Source organism: Dokdonia sp. 4H-3-7-5, from assembly GCF_000212355.1.
Lineage (GTDB): Bacteria > Bacteroidota > Bacteroidia > Flavobacteriales > Flavobacteriaceae > Dokdonia.
Genome location: NC_015496.1, coordinates 2,621,222 through 2,640,503, shown reverse-complemented (window position 1 = coordinate 2,640,503; position 19,282 = coordinate 2,621,222). Strand labels below are relative to the sequence as shown.

Annotated in this window: 11 protein-coding genes; 2 read left to right on the top strand and 9 right to left on the bottom strand. The window is 38.7% G+C overall.

Annotated elements, in window-relative coordinates; all coding sequences use genetic code 11:
* Window positions 1-2: 2 nt before the first annotated feature.
* From KRODI_RS11735 to KRODI_RS11715, 5 genes are all read right to left on the bottom strand, one after another.
* Window positions 3-527, bottom strand: a complete 525-nt coding sequence (locus KRODI_RS11735; protein ID WP_013751819.1) for a DUF421 domain-containing protein — start codon at window positions 525-527, stop codon at window positions 3-5.
* Between the two features lie 65 nt (window positions 528-592).
* Window positions 593-991: a VOC family protein gene (locus KRODI_RS11730; protein WP_013751818.1), complete on the bottom strand. Its 399-nt coding sequence runs from the start codon at window positions 989-991 to the stop codon at window positions 593-595.
* A gap of 173 nt (window positions 992-1,164) precedes the next feature.
* Window positions 1,165-1,620 carry a BLUF domain-containing protein gene (locus tag KRODI_RS15145; RefSeq protein WP_013751817.1) on the bottom strand — a complete coding sequence of 152 codons (456 nt, stop codon included), beginning with the start codon at window positions 1,618-1,620 and terminating at the stop codon, window positions 1,165-1,167.
* A gap of 64 nt (window positions 1,621-1,684) precedes the next feature.
* On the bottom strand, window positions 1,685-2,161 hold the full coding sequence (locus tag KRODI_RS11720; protein WP_013751816.1) for a ferritin-like domain-containing protein: 477 nt from the start codon (window positions 2,159-2,161) through the stop codon (window positions 1,685-1,687).
* 482 nt (window positions 2,162-2,643) lie between these two features.
* Complete coding sequence (locus KRODI_RS11715) at window positions 2,644-4,005, bottom strand: GIY-YIG nuclease family protein (RefSeq protein WP_013751814.1); 1,362 nt, start codon at window positions 4,003-4,005, stop codon at window positions 2,644-2,646.
* Between the two features lie 18 nt (window positions 4,006-4,023).
* Here KRODI_RS11715 and KRODI_RS11710 point away from each other — a divergent pair, with 18 nt between their 5' ends.
* Window positions 4,024-6,093, top strand: coding sequence for an ATP-dependent helicase (locus tag KRODI_RS11710; protein ID WP_013751813.1), 2,070 nt, complete (start codon window positions 4,024-4,026; stop codon window positions 6,091-6,093).
* Between the two features lie 127 nt (window positions 6,094-6,220).
* On the opposite strand, the gene KRODI_RS11705 is transcribed toward KRODI_RS11710, so the two are convergent.
* The 4 genes from KRODI_RS11705 to KRODI_RS11690 are packed head-to-tail and all read right to left on the bottom strand — an operon-like array spanning window position 6,221 to window position 9,937.
* A complete protein-coding gene (locus tag KRODI_RS11705) occupies window positions 6,221-8,134 on the bottom strand; it encodes a monovalent cation:proton antiporter-2 (CPA2) family protein (RefSeq protein ID WP_013751812.1) in 1,914 nt (637 codons plus the stop codon).
* Between the two features lie 3 nt (window positions 8,135-8,137).
* A complete protein-coding gene (locus KRODI_RS11700; protein WP_013751811.1) occupies window positions 8,138-8,734 on the bottom strand; it encodes an NAD(P)H-dependent oxidoreductase in 597 nt (198 codons plus the stop codon).
* A 50-nt stretch (window positions 8,735-8,784) separates the two neighbouring features.
* On the bottom strand, window positions 8,785-9,168 hold the full coding sequence (locus KRODI_RS11695; protein ID WP_013751810.1) for a DUF3037 domain-containing protein: 384 nt from the start codon (window positions 9,166-9,168) through the stop codon (window positions 8,785-8,787).
* Entirely contained in the window at window positions 9,158-9,937 is a 780-nt protein-coding gene (locus tag KRODI_RS11690) for a HipA family kinase (protein ID WP_013751809.1), read from the bottom strand. The genes KRODI_RS11695 and KRODI_RS11690 overlap by 11 nt, the downstream gene beginning before the upstream one ends.
* A 561-nt stretch (window positions 9,938-10,498) precedes the next feature.
* Here KRODI_RS11690 and KRODI_RS11685 point away from each other — a divergent pair.
* Complete coding sequence (locus KRODI_RS11685) at window positions 10,499-19,279, top strand: T9SS C-terminal target domain-containing protein (RefSeq protein ID WP_013751808.1); 8,781 nt, start codon at window positions 10,499-10,501, stop codon at window positions 19,277-19,279.
* The last annotated feature ends 3 nt before the right edge of the window (window positions 19,280-19,282 follow it).

The following is a 19,282-nucleotide window of genomic DNA, read 5'->3' as shown; positions in this document are numbered from 1 at the left end:
AATTAATGAATGCGCACGCCTTCTAAAAGTTGATCATTAAGTTTGTTGTCTCCGTCGTCATGAAGTACAGACATGTCTCCTGTACTTTCTAGTACAACAGCTCTTACCTCACTGTAGTCGAGCACGTTTGCTTCTCTTAGTTTTGCAATCAAATCTCCCTCACCTACATTTGATTTTTCTAAGTTTTTATAAAGAATCTTCCCGTCCTTCATTAACAATAATGGATCATTAGTAGCTAGATTTTTAAAAAATGTACTTTTCCTCACTAGCAAGGCAAATAAAGTTTGAAAAGCAATAATACCCGCTAGTGCGATTCCTCCTTTAAGAAGTGATTGGTCTGGGTTGAGAATAATGGATGCAAGTACAGAACCTACCGCAATGGTTGATGCAAAGTCAAAGCTTGACATCTTTGCAAATGTGCGTAAACCAGAAATTCTCGTGATAATAATCATTACTGTAAATATGGCTATTATTGATATTAATACTTTACCTAAAATGGGCATTGATGCGGTCATCCAGTTTTCCATGTATTTTTATTTTTAAGATTAAAAAAGCCCTCTTGTGAGGGCTTTACTTTGTGTTTTCTGTGGATTTATTTGGCATTTACCATCCACTCTACTCCAAATTGATCTGTGCAACGTCCATAATGTGCGTTCCAACTAGTCTCTTGAAATGGTGAATTAATTTTTCCTTGCGCGCTTAACGCCTCAAATGCAGATTGAGCCTCTGCGGTATCGCTATAATCTAGACTCATACACACCTTATTACCTGAAGTAAGTGGTGTATCTGGTGCTGCATCATACGCCATAAAGTGAAATCCTTTTCCTTTAAGTTCTGCATGTTGCAGCTTGTTGCGGTAGTGCTCTGGAATATCTGTTTCCTTTCCTTCCCAAGTCTCGCGGTTTACAACCTCTCCACCTAGAATTCCTTTATAAAAATTTAATGCCTCTTGGCAATTTCCGTCAAATGATAAATATGCTTGTGCTTTCATAATAATTGGTTTTATATAAATTTAAAAACATAAAGCCGTGTCTCAATATACATTATAAAAACCTAAAGAATAATTTAACGGGAAGCGGGAGAAGTGTTAATGGTAGCCGCAGTTATTAACGTTAGACTAAAGGTAATATCTGTTTAAAATTATAATCCCAATAACTCATGTTTTCATGCTAGCCTTGCAGAAAGTGCCATGGAATTGAGGATACCTACAACATTTGCTTCAAAGGGATGGTTTGTGGAAATCGAAAGGTATTTATTTATCTCGTTAATCTCATCACTTCCTAGACCTACTCTAAAAGAACTATTGTACGATGAGAAAAATGGACGGTCAATCGTTGTATTAAACAGGTTTAAAATATTTGTATGGCGGTTATCTGCTTGAATTCTTTCAAACAGCTCATTGATTTCCTTTTCCTCTTCTTCTAGTATTTGAAAAAATCGATTTGATGCACTTATAAGAACACCATTTACACCGTGTCCAATATTATAAATTTGAGATCTTTTTAGAAGTATATTTACTTCTGAATGAGTTAAATTACAATGGTGCTCACTGATATAACAAACGGTTTTGAACCTCTTTGGGGAGCTGCCAATCCATTTAAAAAGTTTGCCAAATATCATATTGCTTCATAAGGTAGCAAAAAAAAAGCCACCCGAAGGTGACTTTTTTCTTACTTGATAGGGTCTAGAACAAATCTTCTATCTTTTTTATATCATTTACAGATTTTTTTACCTGTAGTAATTGATTTGTGAGTACGCTTGTAATTTCAACTGGAAACGCTTGGTTTTCCATCACTTCGTTGTACTCCTCTATACTCGCTTTATCTCCACGTATGCATTCTTCAAGGATTCCCTCGTCTGAGTTTGAGCTAAAAGCATCTTTAATACTCATCCATGTTCTATGGATACTTCCTTTTGTGCTTCCAGATTCCTTTGGAGTTTCATTGAGCTTTAAAATAATGTCACTTATTTCTGTGGCAAATGTTGCTCTTGTTGCTGCCTTGTTTTTAAGGTAGTCTTTTAAGTAACTATTATCTGCCTTGAGCATTGCTTCTTTGTATCCTTCCTCTGCATCGTAATTCTTTTCTAGAATTCCTTGTAAGTTGTTTACGATATCTATGTGAGATTGTTCTCTTGCTGCTTCCGCTGTTGTCTGTTTCATAATTGTTAGTTTTAAAAGTGTCTCTTAAAAGAAACACATGATTAGTTAATATGTGCACGTTATCGGTACATCGTAGCAATATTACAAGTGCTACTCTTCCTCGTTCTTACTAAGATCTTTGGATGATGGTTTATCTCTTCCACCATATCCTAATCCGTTGGGACGTTCGTTTGTATCCTTTATATCTGTCTTCGTTATTTTATCTTTTTCCATCTTTTTTTTTCATAAAATTACGAGAGACTCTCAGTTTTGAAATGACATTTAATCTTATTTAACTCCATGTGTTAGAGCGTTCTTAAAATGAAAAGTGCCGTAACAGATATTATTATGACAACCGAAAATGATATTATTTTCGGACAAAAAAATCAACCAAAACAGCTCTTACCTCCTACACACAAGAGGATGTATTAAATAAGAAAAAGTGCCTTTTAATGAACATAAAAACAGCAAAATGGCAGTAAAAAGTTGAATATTGAAGCGCGCTATCTTAAGAAATTTTTAATAACTCCGCGTTTTTTGAGGTGTGTGAGGATACTTCGGCTGGTGTAATACGTATGTTCTTGAGGAATAAGATACGCCTCAAGATCTTCTATGGTATTTACCGTCTCTTGATTTGTAATATATCCATATCCCATATAAATCCCGTCTACCACAAGCACAAATGATCGCTCGTTGCTAGTTCTCCCTATGAGGTCTAGGTAGTAGGTTTCTTCTTTACTCGTGAGAGTTTCCAGCGCTTTGTATACTCTTGCATTGTATATTTCCTTGGGTTCTTCTCCCCTACATACGCCCTTACAAGCTTTGCTAGAGCAAGAACCAGCAGTGCGTTCTACACCCATAAATCTTGGACATAGCGCATGCATTATTTGTAATAGTTTGAGTTGCTGGATTACAGAATCCCTATTAAAAGAAACGGTATGACAGGAGTCTGTGTAGCTCTTTTCTGTGGGTACAATTCTCAAGATTCCTTTGGCATCTATTTTAGATTCCACAATCCAAGGGTTGTTGGTCTCTATCTGTTGCGAATTATAGGTAGGTGCAAGCTGTTTTATCTCTGCCGACTCTTTGAGTAAAGCGATTAACTCGTTTCCGGTTTCAACATATTCTACAGCGACGGTTTCTTTGCACAGTGTCTTTTCAAAAACTAATCTGCTCTTAAAATGCGAAATCACTCGCTTTTTTAAGTCGACTGCTTTTCCTACGTAAATCACTTCGTCGGTTGCATTCCTAAAGTAGTACACGCCACTTGTTTTCGGTAAATGGTCATATAGGCTTGTGGTAGCGATGGTGTTTTGTTCCGCTTTCGCGAAAGCGGAACTCTTATTATCATCCACACTAGCCTTAATTTGAAACAATTGAGACAGTGCTCGAGCATTCATGCCAGCTTTCAAAGAATCATATTCCACCGAATGAATAGCTGCAGTTTCCGCAAAAGATAGTTGTGCAGCGCTGCTACTCTTTCTGGAGGAAGTAGCATTAAAAATAAGGGAAGACTTCCTTAGTGGATACCCAATCTCTCTAAAAGAGCCGCGTAGCAATTGCTGAGAGAAATTATCAAAATATGCAATCTCACAGTCTTCCAAGTTGTCGATGAGTAAACTCGCGATATCTATGAATGATGGTGCTTTGCGCAGTGATATATTAGTAATCCCATAAGTGAATTCCTGATCTGGGGAAAGCACTTGAAGCGGTTTGATAAGGCTCTCATGATAATACAACTCCTCTTCATCATCAAAAACGACCACAGAAAATGCAATAGCGCTCGCTATTTTTAAATTATTGCTGTTAGTTTGTAAATCTAAGAAGGCTCTTCTCAATATATTGAAGTGTAGGATAAAATCCAAAATTATGAATAATTTCCTATCTTTGAAAATAAAAAAACTGCTATTATAGATTCATATAACACTAAGCAACGTGAGGCCATCACTTTTGATGGTAAACACTTACTACTACTTGCAGGAGCAGGTACTGGTAAAACCAAGACTATTGTAGGTAGAGCGGAATATCTCATTCAATCTGGCGTGCGTCCAGAAAAGATACAGATCCTCACATTTACAAAAAGGGCTGCGAGCGAGATTGTAGAGCGTGTAAAAGCAGGATTACCTGCTGGTACAAGCGGCGCGATTAATGGCAGTACCTTTCATAGCTGGTGTAACCAGCTTATTGTGAAGTTTCCAAATCTTTTTGGTGCGGCAAGTTTTACGGTAATTGATCCAGATGATCAATTAAGTTTGATGAAAATGGCTTGTGGAAATGCCAGTGAGGAATATGGAAAAGTAAGAATTAAACCGCAGCAAATTCTCGATATATTTTCCTTTGCACGTAACACGAGAAGTAACCTCACTGATACCATACGCAAGTTGCTCTATAAAGGAAAAGATGATCCTCAAGTAACTGAAGATATCGCTACGTTGCGACCACAACTAGAGCATCTTATTAAAGAGTACCAGCTACAAAAGAAGAGACAGCAGTACCTCGATTATGACGATTTACTGCTTGTTATAGCAAATAGATTAAATAAAGATGAGAAAGCAAGAGAGATTCTAGCTTCCTCCTACGAGCATATTTTGATTGATGAGATGCAGGATACTAATCCGCTGCAATGGTTTTTATTAAAGCCTTTTGAGCATATCTGTCACCTATTTTGTGTGGGAGATGATGCCCAATCTATTTACAGTTTCCGTGGCGCAGATTTTAAGAATGTTCACTTATTTAAAGAACGTGTAGCAGATGCTACGGTAAAAGTGCTAGACAAGAATTATCGTTCTACACAGGAGATACTGGATATCTCAAACTGGTTACTAGAAAAATCACCTGTACAGTATAATAAAAAACTGATCTCAAGCAGAGGACCAGGAAAAGTACCTGTGATTTTGAATGTGAATAACCAATTTGAAGAAGCAAATTATATAGCCAATAAAATTCTAGAAGCCTTTTCTAGTGGCGGAAGTTCATTTTCTGATTTTCTAATCTTGAGCAGGTCGCAATACTACACAAGACCACTACAAGCAGTATTTCTCCAAAAGAAGATTCCTTATCAAACCTTTGGCGGAAGAAAGTTTCTTGAAGCTGCTCACATAAAAGATTTAGTTTCGGTATTGAGAGTAATTAACAATCCGCTAGATGAGATTGCATGGATTCGCTTTTTTACTTTTATTCACGGTATTGGTGCTGTAAAAGCAACGTCTTATATGACGGAAGTGATGCAAATCGCACCAGAAGATATAATACCAGATACCTTCACCTCTATCATCTCTGGAACGGAAGGAGAAAAAGTATCTAAGTTTTACAAAACTGTTTTTGATAATAAAGGCAACGTAAAGCAAGCAATCAAAGAATTGTACAGCGCGATGGAGTTTGATCTTGCTATGAAATATAGCAAAGACTGGACAGAAAAACGCAAAGGTGATTTTCCCGTACTAGAAATGCTTTCTGAAAACTATGCGACCCTTGGTGCTTTTATCTCAGAAGGGATTCTAGATAATGCTGCACATGTTTCAGGTCAAAATACTTTAGAAGGCAGTAAATTAACTACCACAGATCATCAGGATCACGTCACCATCTCTACCGTACACTCGGCTAAGGGTCTTGAAGCAGACGTTTGTTTTGTGCTTAATGTATCCCCTAAGTCCTACCCTTCCTCCTACAGTCTGGGGAATCTAGACGAAGTAGAAGAAGATAGACGTGTGCTATATGTAGCGCTCACCAGAGCAAAAAATGAACTCATTATCACAAGAGCTACAGAGTCCATAAACGCCTTTCATCATAAAACGGATACGCAAGAAGAACTAGGAGAAAATAGCGCCTACTTTCTAGAAGAGCTTCCAGATCACCTTGCTAGTCAAACCTCTCCAAAAACTACATTTACAGCTCATAAAGATGCCGCCGTAAAGAATGATATTGATTTAGATTTGGGTATGGATTTTAGTTAGAACTTCGTTTTATCACTTCTCGTAGTAGATTACTAAAAGTTGTATGAGTGTCTACCTAATATAAATATTTCCAGATTTCTCATGTTCCTGAAAAAGAAAACTCTTAAAAAATACTTTTAAAACTCATCTAGTTTGTGCTATCTACTTCACTATTATCTTGCTGTTCTTCTAGTGTTTTTCTAATGTGCTCGCTGTCCCAGTGATTATCATAAGCTACAATCCCTCTATTGAAGTCTTCATTGAGGTAACGTTCTTGCTTTTCTAACTCTTGACGAGCGACAAAAATATAGCTATCTGTACCTTTCTTTGGTTCCTTGGCAAGACGTCTCAAAATAGCTTCATCGTATTTTATAAAGTTCTGGACCTGTCTATTTAACGTATATTTTCTAAACCCTAATTTATGCAATGCGTCACTGGCAAGGCTGAGTGAAGTATCTAGGGATTCTCTGTAAATATTTTCTATACCTAAGTTGAGTAAATCATAAGCGTCATCCCTATTCCTTGCTCTAATCATAAGCTCTACATGGGGATACTTTTCTTTTACAAGTTTTGTCACTTGCTTTGTTACCGTAGGATTATCTATCGCACAAATTAGAATTTTTGCCTGCGCAATTCCAGCAGATTCCAATAAATCTAAGCGCGTGGCATCACCGTAATACACCTCAAAGCCCATCTTACGAAGAAAATCTACACGATTTGAATCTTGATCAAGTATGGTAGCTTCTACTCCGTGCGACCTCAAAAAACGTCCTATGGTACTTCCAAAATGTCCAAAACCTACAAGTATCACATTTTGTGACTTTGCAATATGATCCATAGGTCTCTGTATTGATTCTTTAGTTCCTATTTTAGGCAAGATATAACGTTCATTTATCATTCCAGTAATAGGAGTAAGCGACATAGTAAGTGCTGTAATTACTAGCATCATGTCCATTTGATCTTGCTCTAATAATTGCAAGCTAAACGCGAAGGAAAGCAGGACAAAGGCAAACTCTCCTATCTGTGATAAGCTAAAAGTGAGCAGTAACTTCTGATCTAATTTTAGTTTAAAAACATAACCGGTAATAAATAAGATAAGCGCCTTTACGATTACAATTGCAATTAATATTCCACTTATAGTGAGCGGATTTTTAGCAATCACAATAAAATTGATAGAGGCTCCCACTGCCATAAAAAACAAGCCTAACAGTAGATTTTTAAAAGGTTCCAAGGTGCTCTCCAGCTCATGTTTGAATTCGCTATTAGATAACACTACGCCACCTAGAAAAGCACCTAGCGCAGGACTGAGACCTACATATTCCATTAAAAAAGAAATAGAAAATACAATCAATAATGCAGAGGCTATAAGTAGTTCTCGTACTCCTGTATTTGCGACTTTACGCAGCATAGGTACAATTAAAAATTTACCAGCAACTATGATAATAACTACAGAAAGAATAATTGCGAGCGTTTGAAAACCGATAGGCAAACCATCTAATAAATTCTCAGACGCTCCATGACCTTCACCACCAGCCACCGTTGTAGCAGTAGAGAGCAGTGGCAATGCACCTAGCATGAAAATTACAATGATATCTTGAAAAAGTAAAATAGAAAATGAGGATGCTCCATAAGTGGTATCCATCATCCCTTTCTCCTTTATGGTTTGCAAAGCAATTGCTGTAGACGATAGTGCTACGGCCATAGAGATTACAAGAGAGACTTTCCAGTCGTAGCCTAGAAAGGTGAACAAGAAATATGTTAGTAGCATGGTCCCTCCTACTTGCAGTCCTCCCATGCCTAAGATGGTCTTGCGCATGTTCCAGAAATTCTTAGGTTCAATTTCTAAGCCTATTAAGAATAACATTACCACCACACCAAACTCTGCAAAGTGTAATATATCTTCTCCCTCTTGACCTATAAACCCTAATACGTAAGGGCCTATGAGTACGCCTGCTAGTAAATAACCTATTACGGAACTCAGCCCAAGTCGCTTTGCGATGGACACACAAATTATTGCTCCCGCAAGAAAGACTATCGCTTCAAAAAGAATACTTCCTGTCATAATTTAGTGAGTTTTTAATTGCGGCAAATCATTTAAAAATACGCAGTTATCTACACCTAGTACAACAGCCTCTTTCTGCAGTAACTCTAATAATGATTTATAAGTACTCGAGTGAGTGTTTAACTGATTGTCACTCAATTGGTGCGTACCCATGACTGCAAATGGTGGATAATACTGCATCCCGCATAAGATTGCTGTTTGTTCAAAGGGTCTTAAAAATTCATTAATGGTAAAGCTATTGCTTCCTTGAGCACAATACACCTCTTTTGAGCCACCTGTGGTAATCACATTTAAGCAGGTTTTTCCTTTAAGGGCATTACCATTTGGTCCATATGCCCACCCAAATTCTAGCACCATATCAATCCACTGCTTCATTAAAGGCGGACAGCTATACCAATATAATGGGTGGTGCCATACGATGATATCATGTGCAGCAAGCAACTCCTTTTCGGCATCTACGTCAATATGAAAATCTGGGTATTGCTCATAAAGATCATGAAAAGTAACACCTTCCATATCTTGAATGTGTGATACTAGTGACGTATTTGCCCTAGATTTTTCAAATTTAGGATGCGAGAATAATACAAGTATTTTCTTCATGGGTGGGTATCGTTAATTTTGGCGAAAGCCAACTAGAAAGAGTTATAAGTTTACAACACGTTCTTTGCAAAGATCTCTTCTAGCATACTCGCTGGATCTTCACATAAACCCGGATGCGTTTTTGAGCTTTGTATAATAGTGCTTCTACAAGCAGTAAGCCATCTAAATCTGTCTGATAGTTCCATTGCGCCTATGCGACCTCCAGCAGGTGTTCCTTTACACACAAGCTCCCAGGCTTCTAGATATGCTTGATACTTGGCAATCTCTACATCTGTACAGAAGGCTTTCCACTTATCTGGACATATATGAAACTTTATGCCTAGATATTTTTTCTTTTTTGAAAAGACAATGACACCTACATTAAAGAACTCTTCTCGTTCTACTTTAGGCACAATTCTAATGGTGGCGTACTCAAAGGTATATTTATCTTGCATCTTCTCCTTCTTTTACTAAGATATCAATTTTTGATAATCTAGAATTTACAAACTCAAGATAGGCTGCTCTCATGTCACCAGGCGTCATGGTATCAAACTCAGATATTAACCAGTCTTCTGGAATATGTGCTATAATATCTTCTAGCTTTTCTTGCGTTAATAGCTCTTTGATTGCAGTTGCCGCTTCTGTTAAGCGTGTTGCTTTCTCTAACAATACATGATCTTTTACAAGCGGAAATGTACGCTCTAGGTGATTTTTCCAATTTTTCCAGTCATGGTGAAAATAAAAACTCGCACCGTTATCTATCACCCATATCTCATTATGCCACTGCAGGAGATTTGTATTTTTTGCGGTTCTATCTATATTACTGATAATACAGTCTAGTAACACTATTTTTGAAGCAGTAAGCGCATCTACCGTACTAACCAGCGGATCATAAGTAATCGCTTCTGATAAGAAATGAAGCCCAAAGTTTAACCCTACGCTAAATTTCAGTAAATCTTGAATCTCTTCATCTGGCTCTGTTTTACTAAAAGAGTCATCTAGATTCATAAACACAAGCTCAGGAACCTGAAGTCCTATCGCTCTGGCTATTTCGCCTCCTAGAAGTTCGGCTATAAGTGCTTTCTTTCCTTGCCCCGCTCCTCTAAACTTGAGCACATATAAATAATCATCATCTGCTTTAACTAAAGCTGGAAGTGATCCTCCTTCTCGTAAAGGTTGCAAGTATTGCACAACATTTACAGTTCTTAATTGTAGTGTATTCATAGTACAGTATTCTCTTTTCTAGAGTTCTCTTATAACTGCAAATTTAAGTGATTACTTATTGGTCTTTCCTACTAATAGTATAGGTCTTTTTTACTCAAATGTAACTACATCAATTATTGTACAAGTATAATATTGTAAAACAAAAATACTTTTATTAACAATTTTGTTTAATCCTGCTTTCGCGAAAACGAAATTATATAAATCAGAGTTAACAATCTCATTACTTTATACTTGTAATATTCTATGAAATGCTAATTTATTCAGGCAAAGTGTTAATTTATTCATTTTAATAGTATTTAGTCTTGCTTATACTAAAACAAATTATTAATTTTCTTACATATTAAACTTGTATAAATCAACATTCTACAACCAATTTTGTACAAGTAAAAGTTCTTAATTACTCAGATACCAAGCACTAGTCTTAAACAGAACAAGCAGTAGGTATCACTTTGATTAAACGGACTCTTATACGATTAATCAAATTTGAATTTTATTGTTTAATGATGTGTACTCGACATTCATTAGTTAGATGTTTTATTAAAATAATTTAAAACGACTACCATGATGAGAAAAACTACCTATCCATCACCCTTGAACAGTTTCATAGTGATTTTCTTTCTTGCCTGCTTCTCAATGAATGCGCAAGAACAATCATTTGCAACCACCATTCTCAATCAAGAGAATGTTGACAATGCAAATCTTTCTGTAAATGGCAACTTAACTGATTTTGCCGAGGTTAGAGCAAACTCTGGAACACTCTTTTTTGGTGCATATGACGGCATACTTGAGTTATCATACGGAGAACTACTACCTGCAAATACCACATCATATATTAAAATTGAGACAGAAGATGACCTATTACCTTCTTTATTAGGTGGTAATCTTGGTAATTTACTTGCAGATGTGTTGGGAATTGTATTAATAGGTAATCAAGAATTTACGGTAAAGGCATTAAATGGTAACACTACTGTATTAAGCGCAGTGTCATCAGACCCAAATTCATTTAGCGGTGCTAGAACACAAATCGTGACAGATGCTCAGGGTGATTATTACATAGCTCTCACCCCAGACCAACCTTATAGTAGCATAGAAATCACAAATAGTATAGGCTCTTTAATAGGACTAAGTCAGGAACGTTCTTTAAGAGTTTATGGGGCTTTCTTTGGGGCAGATACACCTATTTGTAATACTCCTTCATTTACATCTTTTGATGGGACGGGACTTAATCTAGATTTAATAAACCTAGGAGGCGCTGGAGTTACAAATATTGAAAATGCTATTGATGGAGATCTTACAACATTCTCAGAGTTAAGTTTGGGAGTATTATCAGTTGCTGCAACTATAGAACAAGAAATTTATTTTCAAAATGCAACACAGCCTACAGAAGATTTTAAAATTCGCCTTGCTGTCGATCCAAGTTTATTAGCACTAGGAGTGGCAAATAATATTCAATTTGAGGCTTATAATGGTATAGATCTAGTTGCCACAAGAGATTTAGGCTCGCTGTTAAATCTTGAGCTTATTAATTTATTACAGAGTAATAACCCGGTAGATATTGGTTTTGACGTTTCGGCTCCTGTAGATAGGATTGTAGTTAGTTATTCTTCATTATTGAATACCTCATTGAGTCAGCGACTTGATTTATATGATGTTGCGGTGACTCCTGCTATTCCAGAAATTGCTGCAGACTCGCAAAATATTACCTTATGTGAAAATAACACTGCAGATCTTACTGCTACTACTGATACTACAAACTCACAAATAAATTGGTATGATGCAGAGCAAGGTGGGACTTTACTTGCAACAGTTGATAGCGGTGAAGCTTTTACCACCCCATCGTTAACAGAAAGTGCTACTTTCTATGCTGCTGCTACCGCAAATGGATGTACTGTAGCGTCTGTGAGAACTGCTGTTTTAGTTACCATTAACCCTACTCCTAAAGCTTCTGATATTCTAGTAGCAGGATTTGATACTGCTATATGCTTACCAGAAGTATTAGAGATTGCTCCGTCAAGTACCATCTCAAATGACTTCAAATATTATTTTGATTCTAATAAAAATGAAGAGATTACTAATGGCCTTACAGCAGATGGTATTGTATATGTAATTAATGACAGTAAGCTTGAAATTACTGGATTAAATGAGGTAAATAATCCTGATAATATATTTATATCAACCATTAACCCTGCTACTGGTTGTGAAAATAGTTCTGGTGATTTGAGACAAGTGTCTATAATTCTTGCAAATACCCCAAATGTCTCTATAAATCTCACGGAAAATATTACCGCAGATGATGTCGTTAATAGTATTGAGCAAAATAATGATATTACCATTTCTGGTGTAGTTACAGGTGATGCTCAAGAAAACGATGAGGTAACTATAACGGTAAATAATACAAATTACACAGCATTCTTAGATGCAACCTTAAGCTTCGCTACAGATATCTCAGGCGCAGAATTAGTAGCTGACGCAGATTCAACCATTGATGCATCTATAACGGTTGTTGGTTCTATATGTACTGCCACAGCTATTGATAGTGAGGCTTACACAGTAGATATTAACAGTCCAACGACGCCGACGGTTGATCCGCAAACTACCAATGACACCACGCCACTGATTACAGGTACAGCAGATTCGGATGATGAGCTGACAGTGATTGTAAATGGAGTGACCTACACCGAAAGTGATGGAAACCTTATCGATAATGGTGATGATACGTGGAGCTTACAAATACCTGATGGAAACGAAATTCCAGATGGAACGTATGATGTAGATGCTTCTGTGGAAGATACTGTTGGAAACACTGCTTCTGATATTACTACTGATGAATTAACCATTGACTCTGCTTCCCCAACGACGCCAACGGTTATTGCGCAAACTACCAATGACACCACTCCACTGATTACAGGTACAGCAGATTCTGAGGATGAGCTGACAGTGATTGTAAATGGAATCACCTACACCGAAAGTGATGGAAACCTTATCGATAATGGTGACGATACTTGGTCTTTACAAATCCCTGATGGAAACGAACTACCAGATGGAACCTATGATGTGGATGCTTCGGTGGAAGATACGGTTGGAAATACTGCTTCTGATACAACTACAGATGAATTAGTAATTGATGCTACTGCACCTACAACTCCAACAGTAGATCCTCAAACTACAAACGACAGTACTCCCCTGATTACGGGTACTGCAGATTCGGATGATGAGTTGACCGTAATTGTAAATGGTATTACATACACCGAAGGTGATGGAAACCTCATCGATAACGGTGATAATACTTGGTCTCTGCAAATTCCTGATGGTAGCGAACTACCAGATGGAACTTATGATGTTGATGTTTCTGTGGAAGATACAGTTGGAAATACTGCTTCAGATGCTACAACTGATGAATTAACCATTGACGCTACTGCGCCAACGACGCCGACGGTTGATCCTCAAACTACAAACGACACCACTCCGCTGATTACAGGTACAGCAGATTCGGATGATGAGCTAATAGTAATTGTAAATGGAGTGACCTACACCGAAGGTGATGGAAACCTTATCGATAATGGTGATGATACTTGGAGCCTACAAATTCCTGATGGAAATGAATTACCAGATGGAACGTATGATGTAGATGTTTCTGTGGAAGATACGGTTGGAAATACTGCTTCTGATACTACTACCGACGAATTGATAATTGACGCTACTGCGCCTACAACTCCAACAGTAACAGCACAAACTACCAATGACACCACTCCGCTAATTACGGGTACGGCAGATTCTGAGGATGAGCTGACAGTGATTGTAAATGGAGTAACCTACACCGAAGGTGATGGAAACCTCATCGATAACGGTGATGACACTTTTAGCTTGCAGATTCCTGATGGAAATGAACTACCAGATGGAACCTATGATGTAGATGTTTCTGTGGAAGATACGGTTGGAAACACGGCTTCTGATATTACTACTGATGAGTTAACCGTTGACTCTGCTTCCCCAACGACTCCAACGGTTGATCCTCAAACTACAAATGACACCACTCCACTGATTACAGGTACTGCAGATTCTGACGATGAGCTGACAGTGATTGTAAATGGAGTAACCTACACCGAAGGTGATGGAAACCTTACCGATAATGGTGATGACACTTTTAGCTTGCAGATTCCTGATGGAAATGAATTACCAGATGGAACTTATGATGTAGATGTTTCTGTGGAAGATACGGTTGGAAATACGGCTTCAGATATAACAATTGATGAATTAACCATTGACTCTGCTTCCCCTACAACGCCAACGGTTACTGCTCAAACTACGAATGACACCACTCCACTGATTACAGGTACAGCAGATTCGGATGATGAGCTGACAGTGATTGTAAATGGAATCACCTACACCGAAGGTGATGGAAACCTTACCGATAATGGTGATGACACTTTTAGCTTGCAGATTCCTGATGGAAATGAACTACCAGATGGAACTTATGATGTTGATCTTTCTGTGGAAGATACAGTTGGAAATACTGCTTCGGATACAACAACAGACGAGCTAGTAATTGACGCAACAGCACCTACTACCCCAACGGTTGATCCGCAAACTACCAATGACACCACTCCGCTGATTACAGGAACAGCAGATTCTGACGATGAGCTAATAGTAATTGTAAATGGAGTAACCTACACTGAAGGTGATACAAACCTCATCGATAACGGTGATGATACGTGGTCTCTACAAATACCTGATGGTAGCGAACTACCAGATGGAACCTATGATGTAGATGCTTCTGTAGAAGATACAGTTGGAAATACTGCATCTGATAATACAACTGATGAATTAGTAATTGACGCTACTGCGCCTACTACTCCAACAGTTACTGCGCAAACTACCAATGACACCACGCCACTGATTACAGGTACAGCAGATTCTGATGATGAGCTGACAGTGATTGTAAATGGAATAACCTACACTGAAGGTGATGGAAACCTTACCGATAATGGTGATGACACTTTTAGCTTGCAGATTCCTGATGGAAATGAACTACCAGATGGAACCTATGATGTAGATGTTTCTGTGGAAGATACGGTTGGAAATACGGCTTCTGATATTACTACTGATGAGTTAACCATTGACTCTGCTTCCCCAACGATTCCAACGGTTGATCCTCAAACTACAAATGACACCACTCCACTGATTACAGGTACAGCAGATTCTGATGATGAGCTGACAGTGATTGTAAATGGAATCACCTACACCGAAAGTGATGGAAACCTTACCGATAATGGTGATGATACTTGGAGCCTGCAGATTCCTGATGGAAATGAATTACCAGATGGAACTTATGATGTCGATGCTTCTGTAGAAGATACGGTTGGAAATACTGCTTCGGATACAACAACAGACGAGCTAGTAATTGACGCAACAGCACCTACTACCCCAACGGTTGATCCGCAAACTACCAATGACACCACGCCATTGATTACAGGTACAGCAGATTCTGATGATGAGTTGAACGTAATTGTAAATGGAATCACCTACACTGAAGGTGATGGAAACCTTATCGATAATGGTGACGATACTTGGTCTTTACAGATTCCTAATGGAAGCGAACTACCAGATGGAACTTATGACGTGGATGTTTCTGTTGAAGATACGGTTGGAAACACTGCTTCTGATAATACTACTGATGAATTAACCATTGACTCTGCTTCCCCAACGACGCCAACGGTTGATCCGCAAATTACCAATGACACCACGCCCTTAATTACAGGTACAGCAGATTCGGATGATGAGCTGACTGTAATTGTAAATGGAATCACCTATACTGAAGGTGATGGAAACCTTACCGATAATGGTGATGATACGTGGAGCCTGCAGATTCCTAATGGAAGCGAACTACCAGATGGAACTTATGACGTGGATGTTTCTGTGGAAGATACAGTTGGAAATACTGCTTCAGATGCTACAACTGATGAATTAACCATTGACGCTACTGCGCCAACGACGCCGACGGTTGATCCTCAAACTGCAAACGACACCACTCCGCTGATTACAGGTACAGCAGATTCGGATGATGAGCTGACAGTGATTGTAAATGGAGTGACCTACACCGAAGGTGATGGAAACCTTATCGATAATGGTGATGATACTTGGAGCCTACAAATTCCTGATGGAAATGAATTACCAGATGGAACGTATGATGTAGATGTTTCTGTGGAAGATACGGTTGGAAATACTGCTTCTGATACTACTACCGACGAATTGATAATTGACGCTACTGCGCCTACAACTCCAACGGTTGATCCTCAAACTACAAATGACACCACTCCACTGATTACAGGTACAGCAGATTCGGATGATGAGCTGACAGTGATTGTAAATGGAATCACCTACACCGAAAGTGATGGAAACCTTACCGATAATGGTGATGATACTTGGAGCCTACAAATTCCTGATGGAAACGAAATTCCAGATGGAACGTATGATGTAGATGTTTCTGTGGAAGATACGGTTGGAAATACGGCTTCTGATATAACAATTGATGAATTGTCCATTGACTCTGCTTCCCCAACGACGCCAACGGTTGATCCTCAAACCACAAATGACACCACTCCACTGATTACAGGTACAGCAGATTCGGATGATGAGCTGACAGTGATTGTAAATGGAGTAACCTACACCGAAGGTGATGGAAACCTTACCGATAATGGTGATGACACTTTTAGCTTGCAGATTCCTGATGGAAATGAACTACCAGATGGAACCTATGATGTAGATGTTTCTGTGGAAGATACGGTTGGAAATACGGCTTCTGATATTACTACTGATGAGTTAACCATTGACTCTGCTTCCCCAACAACGCCAACGGTTGATCCTCAAACTACAAATGACACCACTCCACTGATTACAGGTACAGCAGATTCTGATGATGAGCTGACAGTACTTGTAAATGGAGCTACCTACACCGAAGGTGATGGAAACCTTACCGATAATGGTGATGATACTTGGAGCCTACAAATTCCTGATGGAAACGAAATTCCAGATGGAACGTATGATGTAGATGTTTCTGTGGAAGATACGGTTGGAAATACGGCTTCTGATATAACAATTGATGAATTAACCATTGACTCTGCTTCCCCAACGACGCCAACGGTTGATCCGCAAACTACCAATGACAACACTCCACTGATTACAGGTACAGCAGATTCTGTTGATGAGCTAACAGTAATTGTAAATGGAGTTACGTATACCGAAGGTGATGGAAATCTTACCGATAATGGTGATGATACGTGGTCACTACAAATACCTGATGGAGGTGAATTATTAGATGGAACCTATGATGTAGATGCTTCTGTTGAGGATACGGTTGGAAATACTGCTTCGGATACGACAACAGACGAATTGATAATCGATACGAATGCTCCTAGTATTCCAACGGTAATCTCTCAAGTAACCACAGACACCACCCCAATAATTGAGGGAACAGCAGATTCTAGTGATGCATTGACAGTGACCGTAGATAATACAACCTATGCTGAAAATGACGGACATCTTACAGATAATGGTGATAATACATGGAGCCTGCAAATTCCAGGAGCTAATGATATTGCAGATGGTGTTTATGATGTGCAAGCCACCACTGAAGACATGACTGGAAATTCGGCGTCAGATGTAACTACTAATGAGTTGACGGTTGATACTACTGCTCCTATTCCGCCTACGGTTACTGCGCAAACTACCAATGACACCACGCCAATAATTACAGGTACAGCAGATTCTGATGATGAGCTGACAGTGATTATAAATGGAGTTACCTACACCGAAGGTGATGGAAACCTTACCGATAATGGTGATGATACGTGGTCTTTACAAATTCCTGATGGAAGTGAATTAGCAGATGGATCTTACGATGTAGATGCTACTGCTGAGGATTTAGCAGGCAATATGGCTTCAGATACTACGGTAGATGAGCTTACTATACAGTCAGGTATCGTAACGACAGAAAATGAGCAGCAACTTTTTTGCGAAAGCGAAAACCCAACAATTGCAAATATTCAGGTAAATGAAACCTCTGTAAATTGGTACCTCAGTGCTTCTGGTGGAACTGTTTTAACTACCGATACTGCATTGACGAACAACACGATTTACTATGCGGCGCTTGTTACAAACGGAATAGAGAGTGCAAATAGGCTAGCTATTACTGTTACTATTATCAGTACGCCTACGCCTACTACCACCGCTAGTATGCAATCATTTTGTATAGATGCTATGGCTACCGTAAGTGATATCGACGTAAATGAACCTGATGTAATATGGTATGCTCAAGCAACAGGAGGTACTCCACTAGCTGCAGATGCACTTCTAGTTACTGGTAATTATTACGGAGCTTTAGTAAATAATGGTTGTGAGAGTAGCACTCGTCTAGAAGTGAGTATTACGATAGATGAGACTGCTACGGCAAGCATTACGAGCAGTACTGCAATGACTTGTGTGGGTAATGAAATTACTTACCAGACAGAATCTGACATGAGCGGTTATTTATGGACTATTTCTTCTGGTGGGACAATCATCACTGGTGGTGATCTCACAGACGATTTTGTTACCGTGATATGGAACGAACTTGGTGAGCAATCTGTTGCTGTAAATTATGAATCTACTAATAGCTGTATGCCTCTAGCAGATGCTACTCTAGACGTGGAAGTTGCCACTTGTTCTGATCTTACGATTCTTAAAACGGTAAATAATGCCCTGCCACAACTTAATACAGAGGTTGTGTATACCATTACTGTGACTAATGTAGGTGACACAGATTTTACAGATGTTGAGGTTCAAGATATATTACCATCCGGACTGCAATTTATATCTGCGGTGACAGATAGCGGGACTTTTGATAATGCAGCGGGTACTTGGATAATTCCTGAGGTGATGGCCAGTGCTACTGTGGTGTTAGAAATAACGGCTGTAGTACTTGAGGACGGAGATTACCTAAATATCGCAACCATCACGCAGTCTAGTCCTATGGATAGTGACCTTACTAACAATGTATCGCAAGTTGATATCGCGCCTAGTTGCATTAAAGTGTTTAATGAATTCTCACCTAATGGTGACGGCTTTAATGACACTTTTACCATACGCTGCATCGAATCTTACCCGGAAAACAACTTGAAAATTTACAATCGAGCTGGAAACATGGTGTATGAGATGGATGGGTATGCAAATGTGTGGAGAGGAACTTCTACTTCTAACGGTACTGTAAATAAAAATGACGGCCTTCCATCATCTACTTACTATTACATTCTAGACTTAAAAGATGGTAGTGAGCCGCTTACTGGCTGGGTATACATTGCACTTTAATAA

Coding starts and splice junctions, on each gene's coding strand:
- KRODI_RS11735 (WP_013751819.1), bottom strand. CDS start 527: ATGGAAAACTGGATGACCGCATCAATGCCCATTTTAGGTAAAGTATTA.
- KRODI_RS11730 (WP_013751818.1), bottom strand. CDS start 991: ATGAAAGCACAAGCATATTTATCATTTGACGGAAATTGCCAAGAGGCA.
- KRODI_RS15145 (WP_013751817.1), bottom strand. CDS start 1,620: ATGATATTTGGCAAACTTTTTAAATGGATTGGCAGCTCCCCAAAGAGG.
- KRODI_RS11720 (WP_013751816.1), bottom strand. CDS start 2,161: ATGAAACAGACAACAGCGGAAGCAGCAAGAGAACAATCTCACATAGAT.
- KRODI_RS11705 (WP_013751812.1), bottom strand. CDS start 8,134: ATGACAGGAAGTATTCTTTTTGAAGCGATAGTCTTTCTTGCGGGAGCA.
- KRODI_RS11700 (WP_013751811.1), bottom strand. CDS start 8,734: ATGAAGAAAATACTTGTATTATTCTCGCATCCTAAATTTGAAAAATCT.
- KRODI_RS11695 (WP_013751810.1), bottom strand. CDS start 9,168: ATGCAAGATAAATATACCTTTGAGTACGCCACCATTAGAATTGTGCCT.
- KRODI_RS11690 (WP_013751809.1), bottom strand. CDS start 9,937: ATGAATACACTACAATTAAGAACTGTAAATGTTGTGCAATACTTGCAA.
- KRODI_RS11685 (WP_013751808.1), top strand. CDS start 10,499: ATGATGAGAAAAACTACCTATCCATCACCCTTGAACAGTTTCATAGTG.